Origin of the sequence: Streptomyces abyssomicinicus, from assembly GCF_008974245.1 — a bacterium.
Classification (GTDB): Bacteria; Actinomycetota; Actinomycetes; order Streptomycetales; family Streptomycetaceae; genus Streptomyces; species Streptomyces abyssomicinicus.
In genome coordinates this window covers 627,515-650,044 of the sequence record NZ_BBZI01000008.1, presented here as the reverse complement: position 1 = coordinate 650,044, position 22,530 = coordinate 627,515, and the positions used below count along the sequence as shown (strand labels likewise).

Here is a 22,530-nt window from a genome sequence, read left to right as displayed (position 1 = left end):
ACGGAGATGACCGCTGTGGACGAGCGAGGGATGGCCGACTTCTTCGCGGACTTCGAACCGCCGGAAGGCGCCAAGGCGGAGCTTCTGCGGGGGGACATCGTGATGATGGCCGGCCCCGATCTGGTGCACAACCGGATCGTCACGGAGGTGCAGGACCAGATCCCGCGCACCCGCTGGGAACGCTTGCAGACCCAGGACGTCACCGTCACCGGTGAGGCCAGTGAGCCGGTGCCCGACCTGGTGGTGCTCGAGGCGGGCCGAGGACCGGAGTCAGGCCGGCTGCTGCCGTCCCGGCTGATCACCCTGGTCGTCGAGGTGGTGTCCAGGACGAGTGTCGACCGCGATTACGGCGTCAAACGCCTGATCTACGCGGCGGGCGGCGTTCCGGCGTACCTGATCATCGACCCGGTCATGGCGCACTGCGTGCTGTACACCGAGCCCGTCGGGCGGGGTGAGGACGCCGACTACCAGGTCCAGCGGATGACCAAGTTCGGCGACCCGCTGCCGGTGGGGCCCCTGGGGATCGAGCTCGACACCGGCTCCTTCGGGGCGTACCAGGGCGTCAGGCCTCACTCGTGGCCGTCACGAAATCGATGAGTTCCTCCACGCACCGCAGGAGCTCCGGCTCCAGGTCCTTCCAGTCGCGGACGCGGGAGAGGACGTGGCGCCAGGCGGCGCCGGTGTTGCCGGGCCAGCCGAGGGCGCGGCAGACGCCGGTCTTCCAGTTCTGGCCGCGGGGGATCACGGGCCAGGCGTCGATGCCGAGGGCGGAGGGCTTCACCGCCTGCCAGACGTCGACGTAGGGGTGGCCGACGACCAGCGCGTGCTCGCTGGTGACCGCCTCGGCGATGCGCCACTCCTTGGAGCCGGGCACCAGGTGGTCGACCAGGACGCCCAGGCGCGCGTCGGGGCCCGGGGCGAACTCCTCCACCACCCCGGGCAGGTCGTCCACGCCCTCCAGGTACTCCACGACCACGCCCTCGATCCGCAGGTCGTCGCCCCAGACCTTCTCGACCAGCTCGGCGTCGTGCCGGCCCTCCACGTAGATCCGCCCCGCGCGGGCGACCCGGGCCCGCGCGCCGGGGACGGCGACGGAGCCGGAGGCGGTGCGTGAGGGACGCCTCGGGGCCGCGCCGGCGCGGACCAGGGTCACCGGGCGGCCCTCCAGCAGGAAGGCGGCCGGCGCCAGCGGGAAGACGCGGTGCCTGCCGTGCCGGTCCTCCAGGGTGACCGTGCCGGCCTCGCAGCCCATGACGGCGCCGCAGAACCCGGTGGCGGGGTCCTCCACGACCAGGCCGGGCTCCGCCGGGACCTCGGGCACCGGCTTCGGCTTCTTCCACGGTGGCGTGAGATCGGGCGAGTACGGGCGCATTCGACCGACGATAGGGAAAACCGCACGGCGTGCCTACACGACACGCCTTCGCCGGCTCACCAGGCGGTGCCGAACCTCCGTGACAGCTCCTCGCGCTGCCGCCGCACGAAGGCGGCGTCCACCACCGCCCCGTGCCCCGGCACGTAGAGCGCGTCCTCGCCGCCCAGCTCCAGCAGCCGGGTGAGCGCGGCGGTCCAGCGGGAGGCGACCGCGTCCGGCCCGGCCTGCGGTTCGCCGGACTCCTCCACCAGGTCGCCGCAGAACACCACCGGACGCGGCCCCGGCACCAGCACCGCCAGGTCGTGCGCGGTGTGGCCCGGCCCCACGTTGGCCAGCACCGGCCGGACGCCGCCACCGAGGTCCACCACGTGGTCGTCGTGCACCTCGTGCCGGGGCGCGGTCAGCAGCTCCACCGCGCTCTCCGCCACGTCCGCGGCCAGCCCCTCGGCCACCGCGTCGGCCCGCAGCGCGTCCCGTCCCTCGCCGGAGGTGAGCAGCGCGCCGGAGCCCACCGCCGCGAACGTCTCCGCGCCGGCGAACACACAGGCGCCCAGCACATGGTCGAAGTGGGGATGGGTGAGCGCCACATGTGTGACACGCCTCTCGGCTCCGGTCCCTCCCGCCGCTCCCGCCGTTCCGGTCCCTCCCGCCGCTCCCGCCGACGGCGCCCCGGCGTTCAGCAGCTCCTCGGCCTCCTGGCGGATCCGTGTGCCTTCGGCCACACTCGACCCCGCGTCCACCAGCAGTGCCCCCTCGGGCCCCGCCACCAGACCCACCGTGCAGTCCCACACCGGCAGCCGCAGCCGCCCCACGCCGGGGGCCAGCGGCTCCCAGCCGAGGTTTTCCCATCCGCCGGGGGCTTCCCACGTCACGCTCATGGGGCGACGCTATCGGGACCGCGCGGCGACCGCCCTTGCCCGCGCCGTACCCCCCGGCCGTACACTGGCTTGCGAATGACTGGCACTCGCCCAGGTCGAGTGCCAGTCGACGCAAGGGGCAGAAGCGGTGAGGCCGAGCCGACATCCGGAGGTGTGCGCGATGCTGAGTGAACGCAGGCTGCAGGTGTTGCGCGCCATCGTCCAGGACTACGTCGGGACCGAGGAGCCGGTGGGCTCCAAGGCCCTCACCGAGCGGCACAACCTCGGCGTGTCCCCCGCGACGGTGCGCAACGACATGTCCGCGCTGGAGGAGGAGGGCTACATCGCCCAGCCGCACACCAGCGCGGGGCGGATCCCCACCGACAAGGGGTACCGGCTCTTCGTCGACCGGCTGGCCGACGTCAAGCCGATGACCCAGCCCGAGCGGCGGGCCATCCAGAACTTCCTGGACGGCGCCGTCGACCTCGACGACGTGGTGGCCCGCACGGTGCGCCTGCTGGCGCAGCTGACCCGGCAGGTCGCCGTCGTCCAATATCCGTCGCTCACGCGTTCGGCGGTGCGGCACGTGGAGCTACTGGCGCTGGCGCCGGCCCGGGTGATGCTGGTGCTGATCACCGACACCGGCCGGGTCGAGCAGCGCATGGTCGACTGCCCCGCCCCGATCGGCGAGAACACCCTCGCCGACCTGCGGGCCCGGCTCAACAGCCGGGTCACCGGACGCCGGTTCACCGACGTGCCGCTGCTGGTGCAGGACCTGCCGGAGGCCTTCGAGGCGGAGGACCGCGGCACGGTCGCCTCGGTGCTCTCCACCCTGCTGGAGACGCTGGTCGAGCGGACCGAGGAGCGGCTGATGATCGGCGGCACCGCCAACCTGACCCGCTTCACACATGATTTCCCCCTCACCATCCAGCCCGTCCTGGAGGCGCTCGAGGAGCAGGTCGTGCTCCTCAAGCTCCTCGGGGAGGCGCAGGATTCGGCCATGACCGTACGTATCGGTCACGAGAACGAGTACGAGGGGCTCAACTCCACGTCCGTCGTGTCGGTGGGCTACGGTTCGGGCGGCGAGGCAGTCGCCAAGCTCGGCGTGGTCGGACCGACCCGCATGGATTACCCGGGAACGATGGGAGCAGTACGCGCAGTGGCACGGTACGTCGGACAGATCCTGGCGGAGTCGTAAGTGGCCACGGACTACTACGCCGTACTCGGCGTGCGCCGCGACGCGTCCCAGGACGAGATCAAGAAGGCGTTCCGGAGGCTCGCGCGCGAGCTGCACCCGGACGTCAATCCCGATCCGAAGACGCAGGAGCGGTTCAAGGAGATCAACGCCGCCTACGAGGTGCTCTCGGACCCGCAGAAGAAGCAGGTCTACGACCTCGGCGGCGACCCGCTCTCCCAGGCCGGCGGCGCCGGCGCGGGTGCGGGCGGCTTCGGGGCCGGCGGCTTCGGCAACTTCTCCGACATCATGGACGCCTTCTTCGGCACGGCCTCGCAGCGCGGACCGCGCTCGCGGACCCGCCGCGGCCAGGACGCCATGATCCGGCTGGACGTCGAGCTCAACGAGGCGGCCTTCGGGACCACCAAGGAACTCCAGGTCGACACCGCCGTGGTCTGCAAGACCTGTCACGGCGAGGGCGCGGCCCCCGGAACCTCCGCGCAGACCTGTGACATGTGCCGCGGCCGCGGCGAGGTGTCCCAGGTGACGCGGTCCTTCCTCGGCCAGGTCATGACCTCCCGGCCCTGCCCCCAGTGCCAGGGCTTCGGCACGGTCGTGCCCAACCCGTGCCCCGAGTGCGCGGGCGACGGGCGGGTCCGCTCGCGCCGGACGCTGACCGTGAAGATCCCGGCCGGTGTCGACAACGGCACCCGCATCCAGCTGGCCGGCGAGGGCGAGGTAGGCCCCGGCGGCGGACCCGCCGGCGACCTCTACGTCGAGATCCACGAGCTTCCGCACGAGACGTTCCAGCGGCGCGGGGACGACCTGCACTGCACGGTGACGATCCCGATGACCGCGGCGGCGCTCGGCACCAAGGTGCCGCTGGAGACGCTCGACGGGCACGAGGAGGTCGACATCCGGCCGGGCACCCAGTCCGGGCAGTCGATCCCGCTGCACGGCCGCGGTGTCACCCACCTGCGCGGCGGCGGGCGGGGCGACCTCATCGTCCACGTCGAGGTGATGACGCCGACCAAGCTCGACCCGGAGCAGGAGCGGGTGCTGCGCGAGCTGGCCAAGCTGCGCGGCGAGGAGCGGCCCACGGGGCAGTTCCAGCCGGGTCAGCAGGGCCTGTTCTCGCGGCTGAAGGACGCCTTCAACGGGCGCTGAGACGCCTGGGGGAGCCGCCGTGGACGCGTCCCGGTCCGCGGCGGCTCCCGCGCGTCCCCGTCGCGCCGCGTCCCCGTAACACCGCGCGCGTCCCGTCGCCGCGCGTCCCGTCGCAACCCCGTTCCGCCGCACACCGCCCGTTCCACCGCACCTGGAGGCGCAGTGACCGCCCCCGTCTTCGTCGTCGACGAACTCGTCCTCGACGCGCCCACGTTCCTCCTGGAGGGCCCCGAGGGCCGGCACGCCGTGTCGGTGAAGCGGCTCCAGCCGGGCGAGGCGGTGGTGCTCACGGACGGCCGGGGGCGCTGGAGCGAGGGCGTGGTCGAGGCCGCCGAGGGCAAGGACCGGCTGGTCGTCGGCGGGCTCACGGCGGTGCGCGAGGAGCCCGTGCCGAGCCCCCGGATCACCGTGGTGCAGGCGCTCCCCAAGGGCGACCGGGGGGAAGTGGCCGTGGAGACCATGACCGAGACCGGGGTGGACGCGATCGTGCCCTGGTCCGCGGCGCGGTGCATCACCCAGTGGAGGGGCGAGCGCGGGCAGAAGGCGCTGGGCAAGTGGCGGGCGACCGCGCGGGAGGCGGGCAAGCAGTCCCGCCGTACGCGTTTCCCCGAGGTCGCCGAGCTCGCGAGCGGCAAGCAGGTCGCCGAGCTGCTGGCGCGCGCGGACCTCGCCGTCGTGCTGCACGAGGACCGGGACCACCCCAGCGAGGCGCTGGCCACCGCCGAACTGCCCGCGCGGGGGGAGATCGTGCTGGTCGTCGGGCCGGAGGGCGGGGTCTCGCCGCAGGAGCTGGAGCAGTTCGCGGCGGCCGGGGCCAAGGCGTACCGGCTGGGGCGCAGCGTGCTGCGGACGTCCACGGCGGGCACCGCCGCCACCGCGCTGCTGCTGGGCCGCACGGGCCGCTGGTCCTGACCTACGCCGCCCACCGGCCCGTCCGCCCGCACAGGCCACCGCCCGCCGGCCACCGCCCGCCGGCGCCGCCCACAGCCGGCCGGCCCGCCCGCCCGACCGCCGGAAGGCCGGCCAGGCCGGGTGAGGCCGGACCCGGCGGCGCGAAGTGATCGCACGGGACGCCGGGTCGGGCGAAAACCCTGTTGGGGGAGGGCCCGGGCTGCTTAGTCTGACCGGGTGACAGAGTCTGCCTCGACGCTCGCTCCCGCATACCTCCGCTTCCCGCACCTGCACGGCGACCTGATCGCCTTCACCGCCGAGGACGACGTCTGGGTCGCCCCGCTCGACGGCGGTCGAGCCTGGCGGGTCAGCGCCGACAACACGCCGGTCGACCACCCGCGGATCTCCCCGGACGGCACCCACGTCGCCTGGACCTCGACCCGGGACGGCGCCCCCGAGGCGCACGTGGCTCCCGTGGACGGCGGCCCCTCCCGGCGCCTGACCCACTGGGGCGCGCCCACCACCAAGGTCCGCGGCTGGACCCCCGACGGACGGGTCCTGGTGACCTCCGCCCACGGCCAGGCCACCCTGCGGCGCTCCTGGGCCCGCGCCGTGCCGCTCGACGGCGGGCCCGCCGAGACCTTGCCCTTCGGCCCGGTCGGCGACGTGGCGTTCGGCCCGCGCACCGTGCTGCTCTCCGCCCCGATGGGCCGCGAGGCCGCCTGGTGGAAGCGGTACCGGGGCGGCACCGCGGGCAAGCTGTGGATCGGGTCCGAGGAGACCCCCGGCGAGTTCGCCCGCCTCCACGAGGACCTCGACGGGAACATCGAGTGCCCGCTGTGGGTGGGGGAGCGCGTGGCGTTCCTCTCCGACCACGAGGGCACCGGCGCCCTCTACTCCTCCCTCGCCGACGGCTCGGACCTGCGCCGCCACACCCCGGTCGGCGACGACGTCTTCTACGCGCGGCACGCCGCCACCGACGGCACCCGCGTCGTGTACGTCTCGGCCGGTGAACTCCTGCTGCTGGACGACCTGGACGGCGCCGAGCCGCGCCGCCCGGAGATCCGGCTCGGCGGCCAGCGCACCGACCTCCAGCCCTACCCGGTCACCCCCTCGCGCTGGCTCTCCGGGTTCTCGCCCGACCACAGCGCCCGCGGCAGCGCCGTGACCGTGCGCGGCGCCGTCCACTGGATCACCCACCGCTCCGGCCCGGCCCGCGCCCTGGCCGCCGAGCCGGGCGTGCGCAACCGGCTGGCCCGCGCCTTCCGGGTGGACGGCGAGGAGTGGGCGGTCTGGGTCACCGACGCCGAGGGCGAGGACGCCCTGGAGTTCGCGCCCGCCACCGGCCCCGCCCCGGGCGGCGGCCCGCGCAGGATCGCCGCCGGCCGGCTCGGCCGGGCGCTCGGCCTCACCGTGGCGCCGGACGGCGGGCGGTTCGCCGTCGCCTCCCACGACGGGCGGGTGCTGCTGGTCGAGCGGGACGGCGGCGAGGTCCGCGAGGTCGACCGCAGCGAGAACGGCCACTGCTCCGGGCTGGTCTTCTCGCCCGACTCCGCCTGGCTGGCCTGGTCCCACCCGGGCGTCGGCGACCTGGCCCAGCTCAAGCTCGCCCACACCGCCGACCTCTCGGTGGTCGAGGCGACCCCGCTGCGGTTCAAGGACTTCTCGCCCGCCTTCACCCCGGACGGCAAGCACCTCGCCTTCCTGTCGGCGCGCGCCTTCGACCCGGTCTACGACGAGCACGCCTTCGACATGGCCTTCGTCGGCACCAACCGCCCCTACCTGATGACCCTGGCCGCCGTCACGCCGTCGCCCTTCGGGCCCCAGCGGCACGGGCGTCCGGTGGACGCCCCCGACAAGGACGAGACGCCGGAGAGCGAGGGCACCCCGGCCACCCGGATCGACCCGGAGGGCCTCGCCGACCGGATCGTGCCCTTCCCGGTGGAGGCCGCCCGCTACGGCGCGCTGCGCACCGCCAAGGACGGCGTGCTCTGGCTGCGCCACCCCGTCGAGGGCGTGCTCGGCGCCTCGCGCGCCACCCCGGACGAGTCCGGGCCCAAGAGCGAGCTGGAGCGCTACGACCTGGCCCAGCTGCGGCTGGAGACCCTCGGCGACGACGTCGACTCCTACGCGGTCAGCGGCGACGGCAAGCGGCTGGCGCTGTGGAGCGGCGGACGGCTGAAGGTGGTCCCCGGTGACCGGCGGGCCTCCGGCGACGACGAGGTCGCCGTGGACCTCGGCAGGATCCACCAGCTGGTCGACCCCGCCGCCGAGTGGCGGCAGATGTTCGACGAGGCCGGCCGCCTGATGCGGGACAACTTCTGGCGCGCCGACCTCGGCGGCGTCGACTGGCAGGCCGTCCTCGACCGCTACCGCCCCGTCCTCGGCCGCCTCGCCACCCACGACGACCTGGTCGACCTGCTGTGGGAGGTGCAGGGCGAACTCGGCACCTCGCACGCCTACGTCACCCCCGCCGGCCACGGCGGCGACGAGCGGCAGGGGCTGCTCGGCGCGGACGTCTCGCGGCACGAGGACGGCGCCTGGCGCGTCGACCGCGTCCTGCCCTCGGAGACCTCCGACCCCAGGGCGCGCTCCCCGCTGGCCGCGCCCGGCGTCGCGGTCCGGCCCGGCGACGCGGTCACCGCCGTCGGCGGGCGGCCCGTCGACCCGGTGCGGGGGCCCTGGCCGCTGCTGGTCGGCACCGCGGGCAAGCCGGTCGAACTCACCGTCGCCCCGGCGGACGGCGGCGAGCCGCGGCACACCGTGGTCGTGCCGACCGACGACGAGGAGGCGCTGCGCTACCACGACTGGGTCGCCGGCCGGCGCGCCCACGTCCACGAGCTGAGCGGCGGCCGCCTCGGCTACCTGCACGTCCCCGACATGATGGGCGCCGGCTGGGCGCAGCTCCACCGTGACCTGGTCGTCGAGGTCGCCCGGGAGGGACTGGTCGTCGACGTCCGGGAGAACCGGGGCGGGCACACCTCCCAGCTGATCGTCGAGAAGCTGGCGCGGCGGATCGTCGGCTGGGACGTCGGGCGCGGCATCCGGCCGATCAGCTACCCGCAGGACGCGCCCCGGGGACCCGTGGTCGCGGTGGCGAACGAGTTCTCCGGATCGGACGGCGACATCGTCAACGCGGCGATCAAGGCGCTGGGGATCGGGCCCGTGGTCGGCACCCGGACCTGGGGCGGGGTCGTCGGCATCGACAACCGGTACCAGCTGGTCGACGGGACGCGGGTGACGCAGCCCAAGTACGCGTTCTGGTTCGACGGGCCCGGCTGGGGTGTCGAGAATTACGGCGTGGACCCGGACGTCGAGGTGGTGTGCGCGCCGCAGGACCACGCCGCCGGACGCGACCCGCAGCTCGACGAGGCGGTCCGGATCGCGCTGGAGTCGCTGGCCCGCACCCCGGCGAAGACGCCGCCGTCGCTGTGACGACACGGGGGAGCGGCGTGGCCCCGGCCCCGCGCGGGGCCGCGCCCGCCCCCCACGGCGCCGTCGGTCCGGGACGCTACGATGACAGCGCGTGAGCGATCACGGCGCCACGTACGGCACCAACGAGGAGGGCCCATGGCAGGGGAGCCGCAGGACGACTGCCTGTTCTGCAAGATCGTCGCGGGACAGATCCCCGCCACCGTCGTCCGCGAGACCGACACCACGGTGGCCTTCCGGGACATAAACCCGCAGGCGCCCACGCACGTCCTCGTCATCCCCAAGGCGCACCACGCCGACGCCGCCACCCTCGCCGCCGAGGCCCCGGAGCTCGCCGCCGACGTGCTGCGCGAGAGCCGGGCCGTCGCCGAGGAGGAGCACCTGGACAGCTACCGCCTCGTCTTCAACACCGGCTCCGGCGCGGGCCAGACCGTGTTCCACGCGCACGCCCACGTGCTCGGCGGACGCGGCCTCCAGTGGCCCCCCGGCTGACCCGGCCAGGGGACGGCGAGCGTGTCCGTGCGTGAACTGGTGGTCCTCGGTACCGCCAGCCAGGTCCCGACCCGGCACCGCAACCACAACGGCTACCTGCTGCGGTGGGACGGCGAGGGCATCCTGTTCGACCCCGGCGAGGGAACCCAGCGGCAGATGCTGCGCGCCGGGGTCGCCGCGCACGACCTGAACCGGCTCTGCGTCACCCACTTCCACGGCGACCACTCCCTCGGGCTGGCCGGAGTCATCCAGCGGATCAACCTCGACCAGGTCCCGCACCCGGTCACCGCCCACTACCCGCGCTCAGGGCAGCGCTTCTTCGACCGGCTGCGGTACGCCACCGCCTACCGCGAGACGGTCGAGCTGACCGAGGCGCCGGTCGACGCCGACGGGCCCGTCGCCGAGACCGCCGGGTACACGCTGGAGGCCCACCGGCTCTCCCACCCCGTCGAGTCCTACGGCTACCGGCTGGTGGAGCCCGACGGCCGCCGGATGCTCCCCGAGCGGCTCGCCGCCCACGGCATCGGGGGCCCCGACGTCGGCCGCCTCCAGCGCGAGGGCGAGCTGAACGGCGTCACCCTGGACCAGGTCAGCGAGGTGCGGCGCGGGCAGCGGTTCGCGTTCGTCATGGACACCCGCCTCTGCGACGGCGTCCACCGCCTCGCCGAGGGCTGCGACCTGCTGACCATCGAGTCCACCTTCCTCGACGAGGACGTCGCCCTCGCCGAGGACCACGGCCACCTCACGGCCGGCCAGGCGGCCCGCGTCGCCCGTGACGCGGGCGTGCGCCACCTGGTGCTCACCCACTTCAGCCAGCGCTACTCCGACCCAGAGGAGTTCGAACGCCAGGCCCGCGCGGCCGGCTTCGAGGGTGAACTGACGGTGGCCCGCGACCTCCAGCGGATTCCGGTCCCCAAGCGGGTGTGAGCGGTCCGGCCGGCGGTCCGACTGGCGGTCCGACTGGCGGACCGACCGGCGGCCCGGCGGCGGGTGCCGCCCCGGCAGCCCCACGAGCAAGGCGATCGCATGCCCTTGCCCGTATCATTCACGGATGTCCATCCCCAAAGCCGAACTTCACCTTCACATCGAAGGGACCCTGGAGCCGGAGCTCGCCTTCGCGCTCGCCGAGCGCAACGGCGTGACCCTGCCGTACGCGTCGGTGGACGACCTGCGCGCCGCCCAGGCCTTCGACGACCTGCAGTCCTTCCTCGACCTGTACTACGCCTGCATGGCGGTGCTGCGCACCGAGCGGGACTTCGAGGACCTCGCCGACGCCTACCTGCGCCGCGCCGCCGCCCAGGGCGTGCGGCACGCGGAGATCTTCTTCGACCCGCAGGCCCACCTCTCCCGGGGCGTGGGCATGGGTGCCGTGGTGGACGGCCTGTGGCGCGCGCTGTCCAGGAGCGAGGAGACCCACGGCGTCTCCACCCGGCTGATCATGTGCTTCCTGCGCGACGAGTCCGCCGCGTCGGCGATGGAGACCCTGGAGCTCGCCCGGCCGTACCTGGACCGGATCACCGGCATCGGCCTGGACTCCGCCGAGGTGGGCCACCCGCCGGTGAAGTTCCGCGAGGTCTACGAGGCCGCCGCCGCCCTCGGCCTGCGCCGCGTCGCCCACGCCGGTGAGGAGGGCCCCGCCGCCTACATCACCGAGGCGCTGGACGTGCTGGGCGTCGAGCGGGTGGACCACGGCCTGCGGTGCATGGAGGATGCGGCACTGGTGGAACGGCTGGTCCGGGAGCGGATCCCGCTGACCCTGTGCCCGCTCTCCAACGTGCGGCTGCGGGCCGTCGAGGCGCTGGAGGAGCACCCGCTGCCGGCGATGCTGGACGCCGGGCTGATGTGCACGGTCAACTCCGACGACCCGGCCTACTTCGGCGGCTACGCCGACGACAACTTCGACGCCGTCCGTGACCACCTCGGGCTCGGCGAGGACCGGCTGCGCGAACTCGCCCGCAACTCCTTCCTCGCCTCCTTCCTGGAGGACGACGAGGAACGGCGCGCCCGCTACCTCGCCGAGGTCGAGGCGTACGAGTTCCCCCGCTGAGCGGACCCGCGACACGCCACGGCCCCGCGACGCGGCCACGCCCCCGCGACACGCCACGGCCCCGGTACCGCACGCGGTACCGGGGCCGTGGCGTGCGCGCCCGCCGGCTCAGAAGCCGAGCTTGCGCAGCTGCTTGGGGTCGCGCTGCCAGTCCTTGGCGACCTTCACGTGCAGGTCCAGGAAGACCGGGGTGCCCAGCAGCGCCTCGATCTGCTTGCGGGACTTGATCCCGACGTCCTTCAGGCGCTTGCCCTTGGGGCCGATGACGATGCCCTTCTGGCTGGTGCGCTCGATGTACAGGTTGGCGTGGATGTCCAGCAGCGGCTTGTCGGCCGGCCGGTCCTCGCGCGGCAGCATCTCCTCCACGACGACGGCGATGGAGTGCGGCAGTTCGTCGCGCACGCCCTCCAGAGCGGCCTCGCGGATCAGCTCCGCGATCATCACCTGCTCCGGCTCGTCGGTGAGGTCGCCCTCCGGGTAGAGCGCGGGACCCTCGGGCAGGAGGGGGATCAGCAGGTCGGCGAGGAGGTCCACCTGCTTCCCGGCGGTCGCCGAGACCGGGACGATCTCCGCCCAGGCGAAGCCCAGCTCCTTGCCGAGCTGGTCCACCGCGATCAGCTGCTCGGCGAGCTGCTTGGAGTCCACCAGGTCGGTCTTGGTGACGATCGCCACCTTCGGGGCCTTCTTGATGGCCGCCAGTTCCTTGGCGATGAACCGGTCGCCCGGGCCGATCTTCTGGTCGGCGGGCAGGCAGAAGCCGATCACGTCGACCTCGGCCCAGGTGGTGCGCACCACGTCGTTGAGCCGCTCGCCGAGCAGCGTGCGCGGCTTGTGCAGGCCGGGGGTGTCCACCAGGATCAGCTGGGCGTCCGGGCGGTGCACGATGCCGCGCACGGTGTGCCGGGTGGTCTGCGGGCGGTTGGAGGTGATCGCCACCTTCTGGCCCACCAGAGCGTTCGTGAGGGTGGACTTGCCCGCGTTGGGGCGGCCCACGAAGCAGGCGAAGCCGGCCCGGTGGAGGTCCTCGGACGGCTGCGGTGACTGTGTACGAACGCTCATGGGGCCCATTCTCTCCGATCCGGCGACCCTCATGTACCGACGGCCGCCCCGTGGGCCTCCCGCCCGAGTGACCCGCCCCACACACCCGCCCGCCGGAAGGCGCTCCGGACGGGGCCGACCCGCCCGGGACCGTCGCGGCCGGCCCGCGGCACGGCGCCCACCACGATGCCCCACCACGATGCCCACCGCGACGGCGTCCGCGACGGCCTCGCCGCCCGGGGGTCCGTCACCGCGTCGATGCCGGCGCGCGCCCACGGCATCGACCCCGACACCGCGGCCCGGCAGTGACCGCGGACCCTCGGGAGGGGGCCGGATCCCGGTGCTCGCAAGGGTGTTGACCTTCTCGCCGCCGAGTGAGGAGGATCCGCCCATGGCAGTCGACCCGCTCCCGTCGTTCCCGCCCGGCTTCCTCTGGGGCGCGTCCACCTCCGCCCACCAGATCGAGGGCGCCGCCCACCTGCGCGGGCAGTCCGTGTGGGACGTCTTCGAGGCGCGCCCCGGCGCGATCCGCGACGGATCCACGGCCGCCGTGGCCTGCGACAGCTTCCACCGCCACCGCGAGGACGTCGCCCTCCTCGCCGGTCTCGGCGTGAACGCCTACCGCTTCTCCGTCTCCTGGCCCCGCGCCGGCTCCCCCGGCGGGCTCGAGTACTACGAGCGTCTGGTGGACGACCTCCTCGCCGCCGGCGTCCGCCCCGTACCGACCCTCTTCCACTGGGAGCTCCCGGCCGGCCTGGACTGGCTGGAGCGGGACACCGCCGCCCGGTTCGCCGACCACGTGGAGCGGGTGGCCGCCCGGCTCGGCGACCGGGTGAGCACCTGGATCACCCTGAACGAGCCCGCCGAGCACACGATCCTCGGCCACGCCCTCGGCGTCCACGCCCCCGGCCGGACCCTGATGTTCGACGCGCTGCCCGCCGCCCACCACCAGCTTCTCGCCCACGGCCTCGCGGTCCGCGCCCTGCGCGCGGCGGGCGCCACGGACGTCGGCATCGCCGCCTCGCACAGCCCCACCTGGCCGCTCTCCGCACGCGAGGAGGACGTGGCGGCGGCCGAGTTCTACGACGTGCTGATGAACCGGACGTTCTCCGACCCGCTCCTGCTGGGCCGCTACCCGGACGGCCTGGCCGAGCTGATGCCGGGCGACGTCGACGCCGACCTGGAGACCGTCTCCGAGCGGCTCGACTTCTACGGGGTCAACTACTACGCGCCCTCCCTGGTCGGCGCCCCCACCGGTGAGAACAGCGCCTACGGCACCCTCGACGTGCCGGCCGGGATCCCCTTCTCGCTGCACGAGATCGAGGGCCGCCCGAAGACCCACTTCGGCTGGCCGGTGGTCCCCGAGGGCCTGACGGAGACCCTCACCGGGCTGCGCGGGCGCTACGGCGACCGCCTCCCGCCGGTGGTGATCACCGAGAACGGCTGCTCCTACCCGGGCCTCGACGACCAGGACCGCATCGCCTTCCTCGACTCCCACCTGCGCGCCCTGCACCGGGCGATCGAGGAGGGTGTGGACGTGCGCGGCTGGTTCGTCTGGTCGCTGCTGGACAACTACGAGTGGAACGAGGGCTACGAGCAGCGCTTCGGCCTGGTCCACGTCGACTTCGACTCCCCGGAGCGCACCCGCACCCCCAAGGCCTCGTACGCCTGGCTGCGCGACGTGCTGCGGGCCCAGCCGTGACGACGGCGCCCGGGGCGGACCCGCTGCCCGGTCCACCCGACCCGCCCGGTCCGCCCAGCCCGTCCGGCGGCCCCCCGGCAGAGCCGGCCGAGCGGGTCGGCGGCGGCTGGACCACCTCGCTGTCGCTGGCCAACGGGGCCGTCTGGGTCGGCTGGTACGGCCCCATGCAGATCCTGCTGGCCTCCCAGACCGCCCTGTTCGCCACCGGCGGCGGCATGTCCAAGGAGACGATGCTGGCCTGGGTGACCGGCGCCGGCGCCGTGGTGGCGGCGGTCGCGAGCCCCGTCTTCGGCGCGCTCTCCGACCGGACCACGTCCCGGTGGGGCAGGCGCCGCCCGTGGATCCTGGCGGGCTCGGTCACCGGCGCGGTGTTCCTGCTGCTGCTCGGCCGGGCCTCCGGGCCGTGGACGATGGTGCTCGGCTGGTGCCTGGTCCAGCTCACCCTGAACGCCTCGTTCGCCGCCGTCACCGCGGCGGTCCCGGACCGAGTGCCGCGGCTCCAGCGGGGCACGGTCGGCGGCTGGCTGGGCGGCGTGCAGATCGTGGGCGTGGTCGTCGGCACCGGGCTCGCCGCCGCCGCGGGCGGCATCGGGGCCGGGTACGCCGCCTGCGCCGTGCTCAGCCTGCTGGGCGTGGTCCCCTTCCTGCTGCACCGCGAGCCGCCGCCGGACGCCGCCGCCCGGCCGGCCCCCGTGAGCGCCCGGCGGTTCCTCGCGGGTCTGGGGTTCGACCCGCGGCGTCACCCGGACCTGGGCTGGGCCTGGCTGACCCGCTTCCTGATCAACCTGTCCAACGCGCTGGTCCTGCTCTACCTGCTCTACTTCCTGCGCGACCGGGTCGGGCACCCCGACCCGGAGCAGGGCGTCTTCGTGCTCACCGTGGTCAACGCCGCCCTGCTGCTGGCCACGGTGGTCGTCAGCGGCGTCCGGTCCGACCGGAGTGCCCGCCGCAAGCCGTACGTCCTGTGGTCGGGGGTGCTGATGGGGGCGGCCACGCTGATGCTGGCCGGGTGGCAGACCTGGCCCGCCGCGATCGTCGCCGCGGCGCTGCTGGGGATCGGCTTCGGCGTCTTCACCTCCGTGGACTTCGCGCTGATGACGGAGGTGCTGCCGGACGCCGCCGCCCGGGGCAAGGACCTCGGCGTGATCAACGTCGCCAACTCGCTGCCCCAGGTGCTCGCGCCCGCCGTGGCCGCGCCCCTGGTCACCCACCTCGGCGGCTACACCTCGCTCTTCCTCGTCTCCGGCCTCCTCGCCCTGGCCGGGGCCCTGCTCGTCCACCGGATCCGCGGGGTCGCCTGACGGGCGGGCCCCGCCGTGCCGGGCCCTTCCGGGCCGGGGGGCGTGTGCCCGCGTAGCGAGGCACGGGCTGGGGCAGACTGGCTGAATACCGCACCACCGGCAAGAAAGCTCCGCCCGTGACAGCGCCCACGTCGCACGACGACCCCGCCCGGACCCAGGCAGCCCCGGCAGATCTCCGGAGCAGTCCCCAGGTCGACCCCCTGGCCGCCCTGCGCGCCCCGGACGAGCCGCCCTGCGACGTGTTCCTGACCGGGACCGTGTTCCTGGACATCATCTTCACCGGCCTCGACACCGCCCCCGTCCGCGGCACCGAGTCCTGGGCCCGCGGCATGGGCTCCAGCCCCGGCGGCGTCGCCAACATGGCCACCGCCCTGGCCCGCCTCGGCCTGCGCACCTCGCTCGCCGCCTCCTTCGGCGACGACCACTACGGCGAGTACTGCTGGGACGCCCTGGAGCAGGGCGAGCACATCGACCTCTCCCCGTCCCGCACGGTGCCCGGCTGGCACTCCCCGGTGACCGTCTCCATGGCCTACGAGGGCGAGCGCACCATGGTGTCCCACGGCCACGAGCCCCCCGAGGAGGAACAGCCGGCGCCCGCCCTCCCGCCGCGCTCCCGGGCCGCCGTCGCCTCGCTGATGCCCGGCCGCCGTGAACCGTGGGTGGCGCACGCCGCCGGGGCGGGGGCGCTGATCTTCGGCGACGTCGGCTGGGACGACACCGGCGCCTGGGACCTGGCCGCCCTGCCGGACCTGGCCCACTGCGAGGCGTTCCTCCCCAACGCCGCCGAGGCGATGCGCTACACCCGCACCGACTGCCCGCGCCGCGCCGCCCACGCCCTCACCGAGCACGTCCCGGTGGCGGTGGTGACCCTCGGCGCGGAGGGCGCCTACGGGGTGGACGGGCGGACCGGCGAGGCGGCGGAGGTGCCCGCCATCGCGGTGGAGGCGCTGGACCCGACCGGGGCGGGCGACGTGTTCGTGGCCGGGTTCGTCACCGGCACGCTGGCGGGCTGGCCGCTCGCGGACCGGCTGGCGTTCGCCGGACTGACCGCCGCGCTCTCCGTGCAGGACTTCGGCGGCTCGCTGTCGGCCCCCGGATGGGCCGAGGTCGCCGCCTGGTGGCGGACGGTGCAGTCGCTGGAGGGCCAGGACCCGGTGGGCCTGCGCCGGTACGCGTTCCTGGACGCACTCGTCCCCGAGCCGCTGCGCCGGGACACCGCCCCGTGGCCGCGCCGCCGCGCCGTCCCGACCATCGGCTTCCGCCGCTCCGGCTGACCCGCCCGCGCCGTGCCCCCGCCGTGCCCGACGAACCGTCCGCCGCACCGCCCGTCACCCCTGCCGGGCACCGGCCCGGCGGCGGCAAAAGCCCTGGGGTGTTGACCGTGACCCGTCGTACCCTGGGGAACGGAAGGCCCCCTGTGGCGGGCGAACCCCAGCGAGGAGGATGTGCAGGCCTACGAGCCGGCCCATGACGCAGACACCCCATGCCCCAGGTCCCGCCGAGGGACCCGCACGAGCGCAGATCACCGTCCCCGCGAAGCACCCGATGGTGACGGTGCTGGGGTCCGGCGACTCCCTGCTGCGCGTGATCGAGACGGCCTTCCCCGGGGCCGACATCCATGTCCGGGGCAACGAGATCAGCGCGGTGGGCGAGCCGGCGGACGTGGCCCTCATCCAGCGGCTGTTCGCAGAGATGATGCTGGTGCTCCGCACCGGGCAACCGATGACGGAGGACGCGGTGGAACGTTCGATCGCCATGCTGAAGGCGGGCACAAGCGGCAACGGACAGGGCCAGGAGACGCCGGCGCAGGTGCTGACGCAGAACATCCTGTCCTCCCGCGGCCGCACCATCCGCCCGAAGACGCTCAACCAGAAGCGCTACGTCGACGCCATCGACAAGCACACCGTCGTCTTCGGCATCGGACCGGCCGGTACGGGCAAGACGTACCTCGCGATGGCGAAGGCAGTGCAGGCCCTGCAGTCCAAGCAGGTCACCCGGATCATTCTGACCCGCCCGGCGGTCGAGGCCGGCGAGCGGCTCGGCTTCCTGCCCGGAACGCTCTACGAGAAGATCGACCCGTACCTGCGCCCGCTGTACGACGCGCTGCACGACATGCTCGACCCCGACTCGATCCCCCGTCTGATGGCGGCCGGGACGATCGAGGTCGCGCCGCTCGCCTACATGCGCGGCCGGACGCTCAACGACGCCTTCATCATCCTGGACGAGGCCCAGAACACCTCGCCCGAACAGATGAAGATGTTCCTGACCCGTCTCGGCTTCGACTCCAAGATCGTGATCACCGGTGACGTGACCCAGGTCGACCTCCCGGACGGCACCAAGTCGGGTCTGCGCCAGGTGCAGCACATCCTGGACGGCGTCGAGGACGTCCACTTCTCCCGGCTGTCGTCCCAGGACGTCGTCCGGCACAAGCTCGTCGGACGTATCGTCGATGCCTACGAGAAGTACGACAGCACGCACGGCACCGAGAACGGCTCCCACAAGGGCGGCCGCGGCCGGTCCGGGCACAAGGGGAAGTAGACCGAGCGGCACCATGGCGATCGACGTCAACAACGAATCGGGCACCGGGATCGACGAGGAGTCGGTCCTCGACATCGCCCGCTACGCCCTCGCGCGGATGCGCATCCACCCCCTCGCCGAGCTGTCGGTGATCGTGGTGGACGCCGACGCCATGGAGCAGCTGCACATCCAGTGGATGGACCTGCCTGGTCCCACCGACGTGATGTCCTTCCCGATGGACGAGCTGCGCCCGCCGTCCAAGGACGACGAGGAGCCCCCGCAGGGGCTCCTCGGCGACATCGTGCTCTGCCCCGAGGTCGCCGAGAAGCAGGGCAAGGAGGCGCCGACCGGGCACTCCATGGACGAGGAGCTCCAGCTGCTCACCGTCCACGGCGTCCTCCACCTGCTCGGCTACGACCACGAGGAGGCCGACGAGAAGGCCGAGATGTTCGGCCTCCAGGCCGCCATCGTCGACGGCTGGCGGGCGGAGAAGGGCCTCACCGGCCCGTCCCCGGCACCCACCGTCTCATGAGCGTCCAGCTGATCCTGGGCGTCGTCGCCCTGCTGGTCCTCGCCTGGCTGGCCGCCTGCGCGGAGGCCGGCCTCGCGCGGGTGTCGAGCTTCCGGGCCGAGGAGGCCATACGCACCGGCCGCCGGGGCAGCGCCAAGCTGGCCCAGGTGGCGGCCGACCCCACCCGCTACCTCAACGTGGCGCTGCTGGTCCGCGTCGCCTGCGAGATGGCCGCGGCGGCCCTGGTCACCCACGCCTGCCTCGACCACTTCGCCGAGACCTGGCAGGCGCTGCTGACCGCCATCGCGGTCATGGTGCTCGTCTCCTACGTGGCCGTCGGCGTCTCGCCGCGCACCATCGGCCGGCAGCACCCGCTGAACACCTCCACGGCCGCCGCGTACGTGCTGCTGCCGCTGGCCCGGATCATGGGGCCGGTCCCGTCCCTGCTGATCCTCCTCGGCAACGCGCTCACCCCCGGCAAGGGCTTCCGGCGCGGCCCGTTCGCCTCCGAGGCCGAACTGCGCGCCATGGTCGACCTCGCCGAGAAGGAGTCGCTGATCGAGGACGACGAGCGCCGCATGGTGCACTCGGTCTTCGAGCTGGGCGACACCCTGGTGCGCGAGGTGATGGTGCCGCGCACCGACCTCGTCGTCATCGAACGGTTCAAGACGATCCGGCAGGCCCTCACCCTGGCCCTGCGCTCCGGCTTCTCCCGGATCCCGGTCACCGGGGAGAGCGAGGACGACGTCATCGGCGTCGTCTACCTCAAGGACCTGGCCCGCCGCACGCACATCAGCCGGGAGGCGGAGAGCGAGCTGGTCACCACGGTGATGCGGCCGGCGGCGTTCGTGCCGGACACCAAGAACGCGGGCGACCTGCTGCGGGAGATGCAGCGCGACCGCAACCACGTCGCGGTGGTCATCGACGAGTACGGCGGCACGGCCGGCATCGTCACCATCGAGGACATCCTCGAGGAGATCGTCGGCGAGATCACCGACGAGTACGACCGGGAGCTGCCCCCGGTGGAGGAGCTGGACGACGGCTGCCACCGGGTCACCGCCCGCCTCGACATCAGCGACCTGGGCGCCCTCTACGGCGTCGAGGAGTACGACGACGAGGACGTCGAGACGGTGGGCGGCCTGCTCGCCAAGGCGCTGGGGCGGGTCCCGATCGCCGGGGCCGCCTCGGAGGTGGAACTCCCCGACGGCCGCCGGCTGAAGCTGACCGCCGAGTCGGCGGCGGGCCGCCGGAACAAGATCGTCACGGTGCTGGTGGAGCCGGTCCGGCAGCGGGAGCCCTCCGAGGACGGGGAACGGACGGGCTGATGACCCCTCAGGAGCTGCGCGCCCTCTGCCTCTCCTTCAACGGGGCGGTGGAGGACCACCCGTTCGGGCCGGAGACGTCCGTGTTCAAGGTGGGCGGCAAGCTCTTCGCGCTCACGGCGCTGGACGCCCGTCCCCTGAAGGTCAATCTGAAGTGCGACCCGGACGACGCGCTCCGTCTGCGGCGCGAGCACGAGGGGCGGATCGTGCCCGGGTGGCACATGAACAAGCGGCACTGGAACACGGTGACCGTGGACGGCGAACTCCCGGACACGATGCTCCGCGAACTGGTCGAGGACTCCTACGACCTGGTGGTCGCGGGCCTTCCGCGCGCCGAGCGGCTGCGGCTGGACCGGCCGTGACCCGCCGGGCCACCGGGCCCGGCGCCGGGGACCGACGCCGGGCATGACGCCGGGCCTACGGCCGGGCCGGGGCCGGGCCCACCGCGCCGGGCGTGGGCCGGGCCGACGCCGGATGCGGCGCCACGGGTTCGTATGCTCGGGACCATGACCGACAGCAGCGCGCTCGACCTCGACCCCGAGGACCGCAAGATCGTGACCCTGGCCCGCTCCGCGCGGGCCCGCAACGGCGTGCCCGAGGGGGCCGCCGTGCGTGACGAGACGGGGCGGACGTATGTCGCCGGGACCGTCGGCCTGGAGTCGCTGAACCTCAGCGCGCTGCGGACCGCGGTGGCGATGGCCGTGGCCTCCGGCGCGCGGTCCCTGGAGGCGGCGGCGGTCGTGACCGACACCGCCCTCCCCGCGGAGGACGTCGCCGCCGTCCGCGACCTCGGCGGCGCGGGCACGCCCGTCCTCGTCGCGGGCCCCGACGGAACGGTCCGCGAGACCCTGACCGCCTGACCGCCTGACCGCCTGACCGCCCGGCTAGCCCCGGGCGCCCTCGCGCAGGACGCGGGCGGTGAGCTCGCGTTGCGCGGGGGTCAGGTCGCGTTCGCCCGTCTCCACGACCCGGTCGCCGACCGTGATCTCGTAACGGAAGCCGTCCCGGACGGGGGAGTCCGCCTGGGACGGCCCCGCCCCGTCCGCGAGGGCCTCCTCCGCGAGGGCCTGCCACCGCTCGGCGTCCGGCAGCTCCGCCGTGTCCACCACCGCGCGGCGTACCACCCCCGCGAACCCGCCCGACCGCGTCACCTCAATACGCATGGCACCTGTCTAACGCATCGAGCCCCCTGCCGCGCCCCTGTCCGGCCGACGTCACCACTCGGCGCGGCCGCCGCCGCCCTTTCTCGGCGCCGCCCCGCCGGCCGCGCCCGCCCGGTCGGGGAGACATGCCCGAGCGGGCGCCGGACCCTCGACAGCCGGACGCCGCTTGCCGGCCCCGCCCGCTCCGCGGCCGGAGCCGGCAGCCGGAGCATGGCCCTGGACGGAGAGGCCCGCCCGGGCGAGCGCCGGACCACCTCGGCAGCCCTGCCCGCCCTGCCCGCCCTGCCGGGCCCGCTGCCCGCAGCCCGCTGCCGGGCCCCGCGGCCCCGCCCCGCCGGGCCGCGCTCGCCGCGCAAGAGGGACGAGCGGGTCACGCCTCGCGGCTGAGGACGCCCACCTCCTGCCACGCCTTCTCGACCGCCTGGGCCTCCGCGCCCTCCCCGAACCGCGTCACCGCCGCCTTCAGCGTGAGCCGCGCGAAGTCGGCGAACTCCGCGTCCGCCTTGAGGTCGCCGGAGGTGAGCACGTCGTACCAGACCTGCCCCGCCTTCTCCCAGGCGTGCCCGCCCAACGCCGTGGCGGCCAGGTGGAACGCCCGGTTGGGGATGCCGGAGTTGATGTGCACCCCGCCGTTGTCCTGGCGGGTGTCCACGTAGTCGTCCATGGACCCCGGCTGCGGGTCCTTGCCGAGGACGTCGTCGTCGTACGCGCTGCCGGGCTCCTTCATGGAGCGCAGCGCCTTGCCGGTGACCCGCGGCGCGAGCAGCCCGGCACCGATCAGCCAGTCCGCCTCCGCGGCCGTCTCGCCCTTGGTGTACTGCTTGATCAGGGAACCGAACACGTCGGAGACCGACTCGTTGAGCGCGCCGGACTGGCCGTAGTACTCGAGGTTGGCGGTGTACTGGGTGACGCCGTGGGTGAGTTCGTGGCCGATCACGTCGACGGGGATGGTGAAGTCCAGGAAGACCTCGCCGTCGCCGTCCCCGAAGACCATCTGCTCGCCGTTCCAGAACGCGTTGTCGTACTCCTCGCCGTAGTGGACCGTGGCGTCCAGCGGCAGGCCGCTGCCGTCGATGGAGTCGCGGCCGTACACCTTCAGGAACAGGTCGAAGGTGGCGCCCAGCCCCGCGTACGCGCGGTTCACGCTGGCGTCCTGGCCGGGCTCCTGGCCCTCGGTGCGGACCTTCTTCCCGGGGAGGGTCTCGCGCTGCTGCGCGTCGTAGATGGTGCGGTGCGGCTTGCCGTCCTCGGCGGCCTCCGGGCGGGCGAGGATCCGGGCGCCGGCCACCGCGTTCAGGCGGCGGCGGGTGCGCTCCAGGGAGTCGCGCTCCCGGGTGCGGCGGGCGGGCCCGGAGAGGAGCTCGTCGGTGTTCCGGGAGAGGGTGTCGAGGATGTGCGGGGGGATGATCGTGCAGAAGACCCGGTTTGTGCTCATACCTCCCCATGGTCGCTTTGAGTGAGGGGAAAGTCACTAGTTGTGACGGTAAGTGATCCAACATCGCCGACGATGCCCGAAGTTGTCGCTTCCCTTGTGGTCTCGGGCA

The 22,530-nt window shown here is 73.9% G+C and carries 22 protein-coding genes; 17 read left to right on the top strand and 5 right to left on the bottom strand.

Annotated elements, in window-relative coordinates:
- Positions 1-6: 6 nt before the first annotated feature.
- Entirely contained in the window at positions 7-597 is a 591-nt protein-coding gene (locus GBN72_RS19845; protein ID WP_151773176.1) for a Uma2 family endonuclease, read from the top strand.
- Here GBN72_RS19845 and GBN72_RS19840 read toward each other — a convergent pair.
- Together GBN72_RS19840 and GBN72_RS19835 are read right to left on the bottom strand one after the other, a co-directional pair.
- Positions 563-1,372 carry a DUF3097 domain-containing protein gene (locus GBN72_RS19840; protein ID WP_151773175.1) on the bottom strand — a complete coding sequence of 270 codons (810 nt, stop codon included), beginning with the start codon at positions 1,370-1,372 and terminating at the stop codon, positions 563-565. The two genes, GBN72_RS19845 and GBN72_RS19840, sit on opposite strands and share 35 nt — an antisense overlap.
- A gap of 56 nt (positions 1,373-1,428) precedes the next feature.
- Entirely contained in the window at positions 1,429-2,250 is an 822-nt protein-coding gene (locus GBN72_RS19835; RefSeq protein WP_151773174.1) for an MBL fold metallo-hydrolase, read from the bottom strand.
- Positions 2,251-2,410: 160 nt separating this feature from the next.
- Here GBN72_RS19835 and hrcA point away from each other — a divergent pair, with 160 nt between their 5' ends.
- The 7 genes from hrcA to GBN72_RS19800 all read left to right on the top strand — a co-directional run bounded on the left by hrcA (position 2,411) and on the right by GBN72_RS19800 (position 11,432).
- Complete coding sequence (gene hrcA / locus GBN72_RS19830) at positions 2,411-3,427, top strand: heat-inducible transcriptional repressor HrcA (RefSeq protein WP_151773173.1); 1,017 nt, start codon at positions 2,411-2,413, stop codon at positions 3,425-3,427.
- The gene (gene dnaJ, locus GBN72_RS19825) at positions 3,428-4,570 is read left to right on the top strand and encodes a molecular chaperone DnaJ (protein WP_151773172.1); all 1,143 of its coding nucleotides are present in this window, start codon (positions 3,428-3,430) and stop codon (positions 4,568-4,570) included. It abuts the gene before it with no gap.
- 162 nt (positions 4,571-4,732) lie between these two features.
- Positions 4,733-5,482: a 16S rRNA (uracil(1498)-N(3))-methyltransferase gene (locus GBN72_RS19820; protein ID WP_151773171.1), complete on the top strand. Its 750-nt coding sequence runs from the start codon at positions 4,733-4,735 to the stop codon at positions 5,480-5,482.
- Positions 5,483-5,698: 216 nt separating this feature from the next.
- Complete coding sequence (locus tag GBN72_RS19815; RefSeq protein ID WP_151773170.1) at positions 5,699-8,896, top strand: S41 family peptidase; 3,198 nt, start codon at positions 5,699-5,701, stop codon at positions 8,894-8,896.
- Positions 8,897-9,031: 135 nt separating this feature from the next.
- Positions 9,032-9,385: a histidine triad nucleotide-binding protein gene (locus GBN72_RS19810; protein WP_151773169.1), complete on the top strand. Its 354-nt coding sequence runs from the start codon at positions 9,032-9,034 to the stop codon at positions 9,383-9,385.
- A 21-nt stretch (positions 9,386-9,406) separates the two neighbouring features.
- The gene (locus tag GBN72_RS19805; RefSeq protein WP_151773168.1) at positions 9,407-10,312 is read left to right on the top strand and encodes a ribonuclease Z; all 906 of its coding nucleotides are present in this window, start codon (positions 9,407-9,409) and stop codon (positions 10,310-10,312) included.
- A gap of 124 nt (positions 10,313-10,436) precedes the next feature.
- The gene (locus GBN72_RS19800; RefSeq protein WP_151773167.1) at positions 10,437-11,432 is read left to right on the top strand and encodes an adenosine deaminase; all 996 of its coding nucleotides are present in this window, start codon (positions 10,437-10,439) and stop codon (positions 11,430-11,432) included.
- Between the two features lie 108 nt (positions 11,433-11,540).
- Here the strand turns inward: GBN72_RS19800 and era are convergent, their stop codons facing one another.
- On the bottom strand, positions 11,541-12,491 hold the full coding sequence (gene era / locus GBN72_RS19795; protein ID WP_164540740.1) for a GTPase Era: 951 nt from the start codon (positions 12,489-12,491) through the stop codon (positions 11,541-11,543).
- Positions 12,492-12,656: 165 nt separating this feature from the next.
- Here era and GBN72_RS35905 point away from each other — a divergent pair, with 165 nt between their 5' ends.
- The 9 genes from GBN72_RS35905 to GBN72_RS19750 all read left to right on the top strand — a co-directional run bounded on the left by GBN72_RS35905 (position 12,657) and on the right by GBN72_RS19750 (position 20,683).
- Positions 12,657-12,779 carry a hypothetical protein gene (locus GBN72_RS35905; protein WP_281371848.1) on the top strand — a complete coding sequence of 41 codons (123 nt, stop codon included), beginning with the start codon at positions 12,657-12,659 and terminating at the stop codon, positions 12,777-12,779.
- A gap of 82 nt (positions 12,780-12,861) precedes the next feature.
- The gene (locus GBN72_RS19785; RefSeq protein WP_151773165.1) at positions 12,862-14,172 is read left to right on the top strand and encodes a family 1 glycosylhydrolase; all 1,311 of its coding nucleotides are present in this window, start codon (positions 12,862-12,864) and stop codon (positions 14,170-14,172) included.
- Between the two features lie 23 nt (positions 14,173-14,195).
- Positions 14,196-15,473, top strand: a complete 1,278-nt coding sequence (locus GBN72_RS19780) for an MFS transporter (RefSeq protein ID WP_246212689.1) — start codon at positions 14,196-14,198, stop codon at positions 15,471-15,473.
- 200 nt (positions 15,474-15,673) lie between these two features.
- The gene (locus GBN72_RS19775; RefSeq protein WP_246212687.1) at positions 15,674-16,747 is read left to right on the top strand and encodes a carbohydrate kinase family protein; all 1,074 of its coding nucleotides are present in this window, start codon (positions 15,674-15,676) and stop codon (positions 16,745-16,747) included.
- Between the two features lie 193 nt (positions 16,748-16,940).
- Entirely contained in the window at positions 16,941-18,011 is a 1,071-nt protein-coding gene (locus GBN72_RS19770) for a PhoH family protein (protein ID WP_151773163.1), read from the top strand.
- Between the two features lie 13 nt (positions 18,012-18,024).
- Positions 18,025-18,522 carry an rRNA maturation RNase YbeY gene (ybeY, locus tag GBN72_RS19765; RefSeq protein WP_151773162.1) on the top strand — a complete coding sequence of 166 codons (498 nt, stop codon included), beginning with the start codon at positions 18,025-18,027 and terminating at the stop codon, positions 18,520-18,522.
- Positions 18,519-19,826 (top strand): hemolysin family protein, encoded by a 1,308-nt coding sequence (locus tag GBN72_RS19760; RefSeq protein ID WP_151773161.1) that lies wholly within the window; start codon positions 18,519-18,521, stop codon positions 19,824-19,826. The genes ybeY and GBN72_RS19760 overlap by 4 nt, the downstream gene beginning before the upstream one ends.
- Positions 19,826-20,185, top strand: a complete 360-nt coding sequence (locus tag GBN72_RS19755; RefSeq protein ID WP_151773160.1) for an MmcQ/YjbR family DNA-binding protein — start codon at positions 19,826-19,828, stop codon at positions 20,183-20,185. The genes GBN72_RS19760 and GBN72_RS19755 overlap by 1 nt, the downstream gene beginning before the upstream one ends.
- A 144-nt stretch (positions 20,186-20,329) precedes the next feature.
- Positions 20,330-20,683, top strand: coding sequence for a cytidine deaminase-like protein (locus GBN72_RS19750; RefSeq protein ID WP_151773159.1), 354 nt, complete (start codon positions 20,330-20,332; stop codon positions 20,681-20,683).
- Positions 20,684-20,707: 24 nt separating this feature from the next.
- Here GBN72_RS19750 and GBN72_RS19745 read toward each other — a convergent pair whose 3' ends face one another.
- Together GBN72_RS19745 and GBN72_RS19740 are read right to left on the bottom strand one after the other, a co-directional pair.
- Positions 20,708-20,986 carry a protealysin inhibitor emfourin gene (locus tag GBN72_RS19745; protein ID WP_151773158.1) on the bottom strand — a complete coding sequence of 93 codons (279 nt, stop codon included), beginning with the start codon at positions 20,984-20,986 and terminating at the stop codon, positions 20,708-20,710.
- A 370-nt stretch (positions 20,987-21,356) separates the two neighbouring features.
- Positions 21,357-22,421 (bottom strand): M4 family metallopeptidase, encoded by a 1,065-nt coding sequence (locus GBN72_RS19740; RefSeq protein WP_151773157.1) that lies wholly within the window; start codon positions 22,419-22,421, stop codon positions 21,357-21,359.
- Positions 22,422-22,530 lie beyond the last annotated feature (109 nt).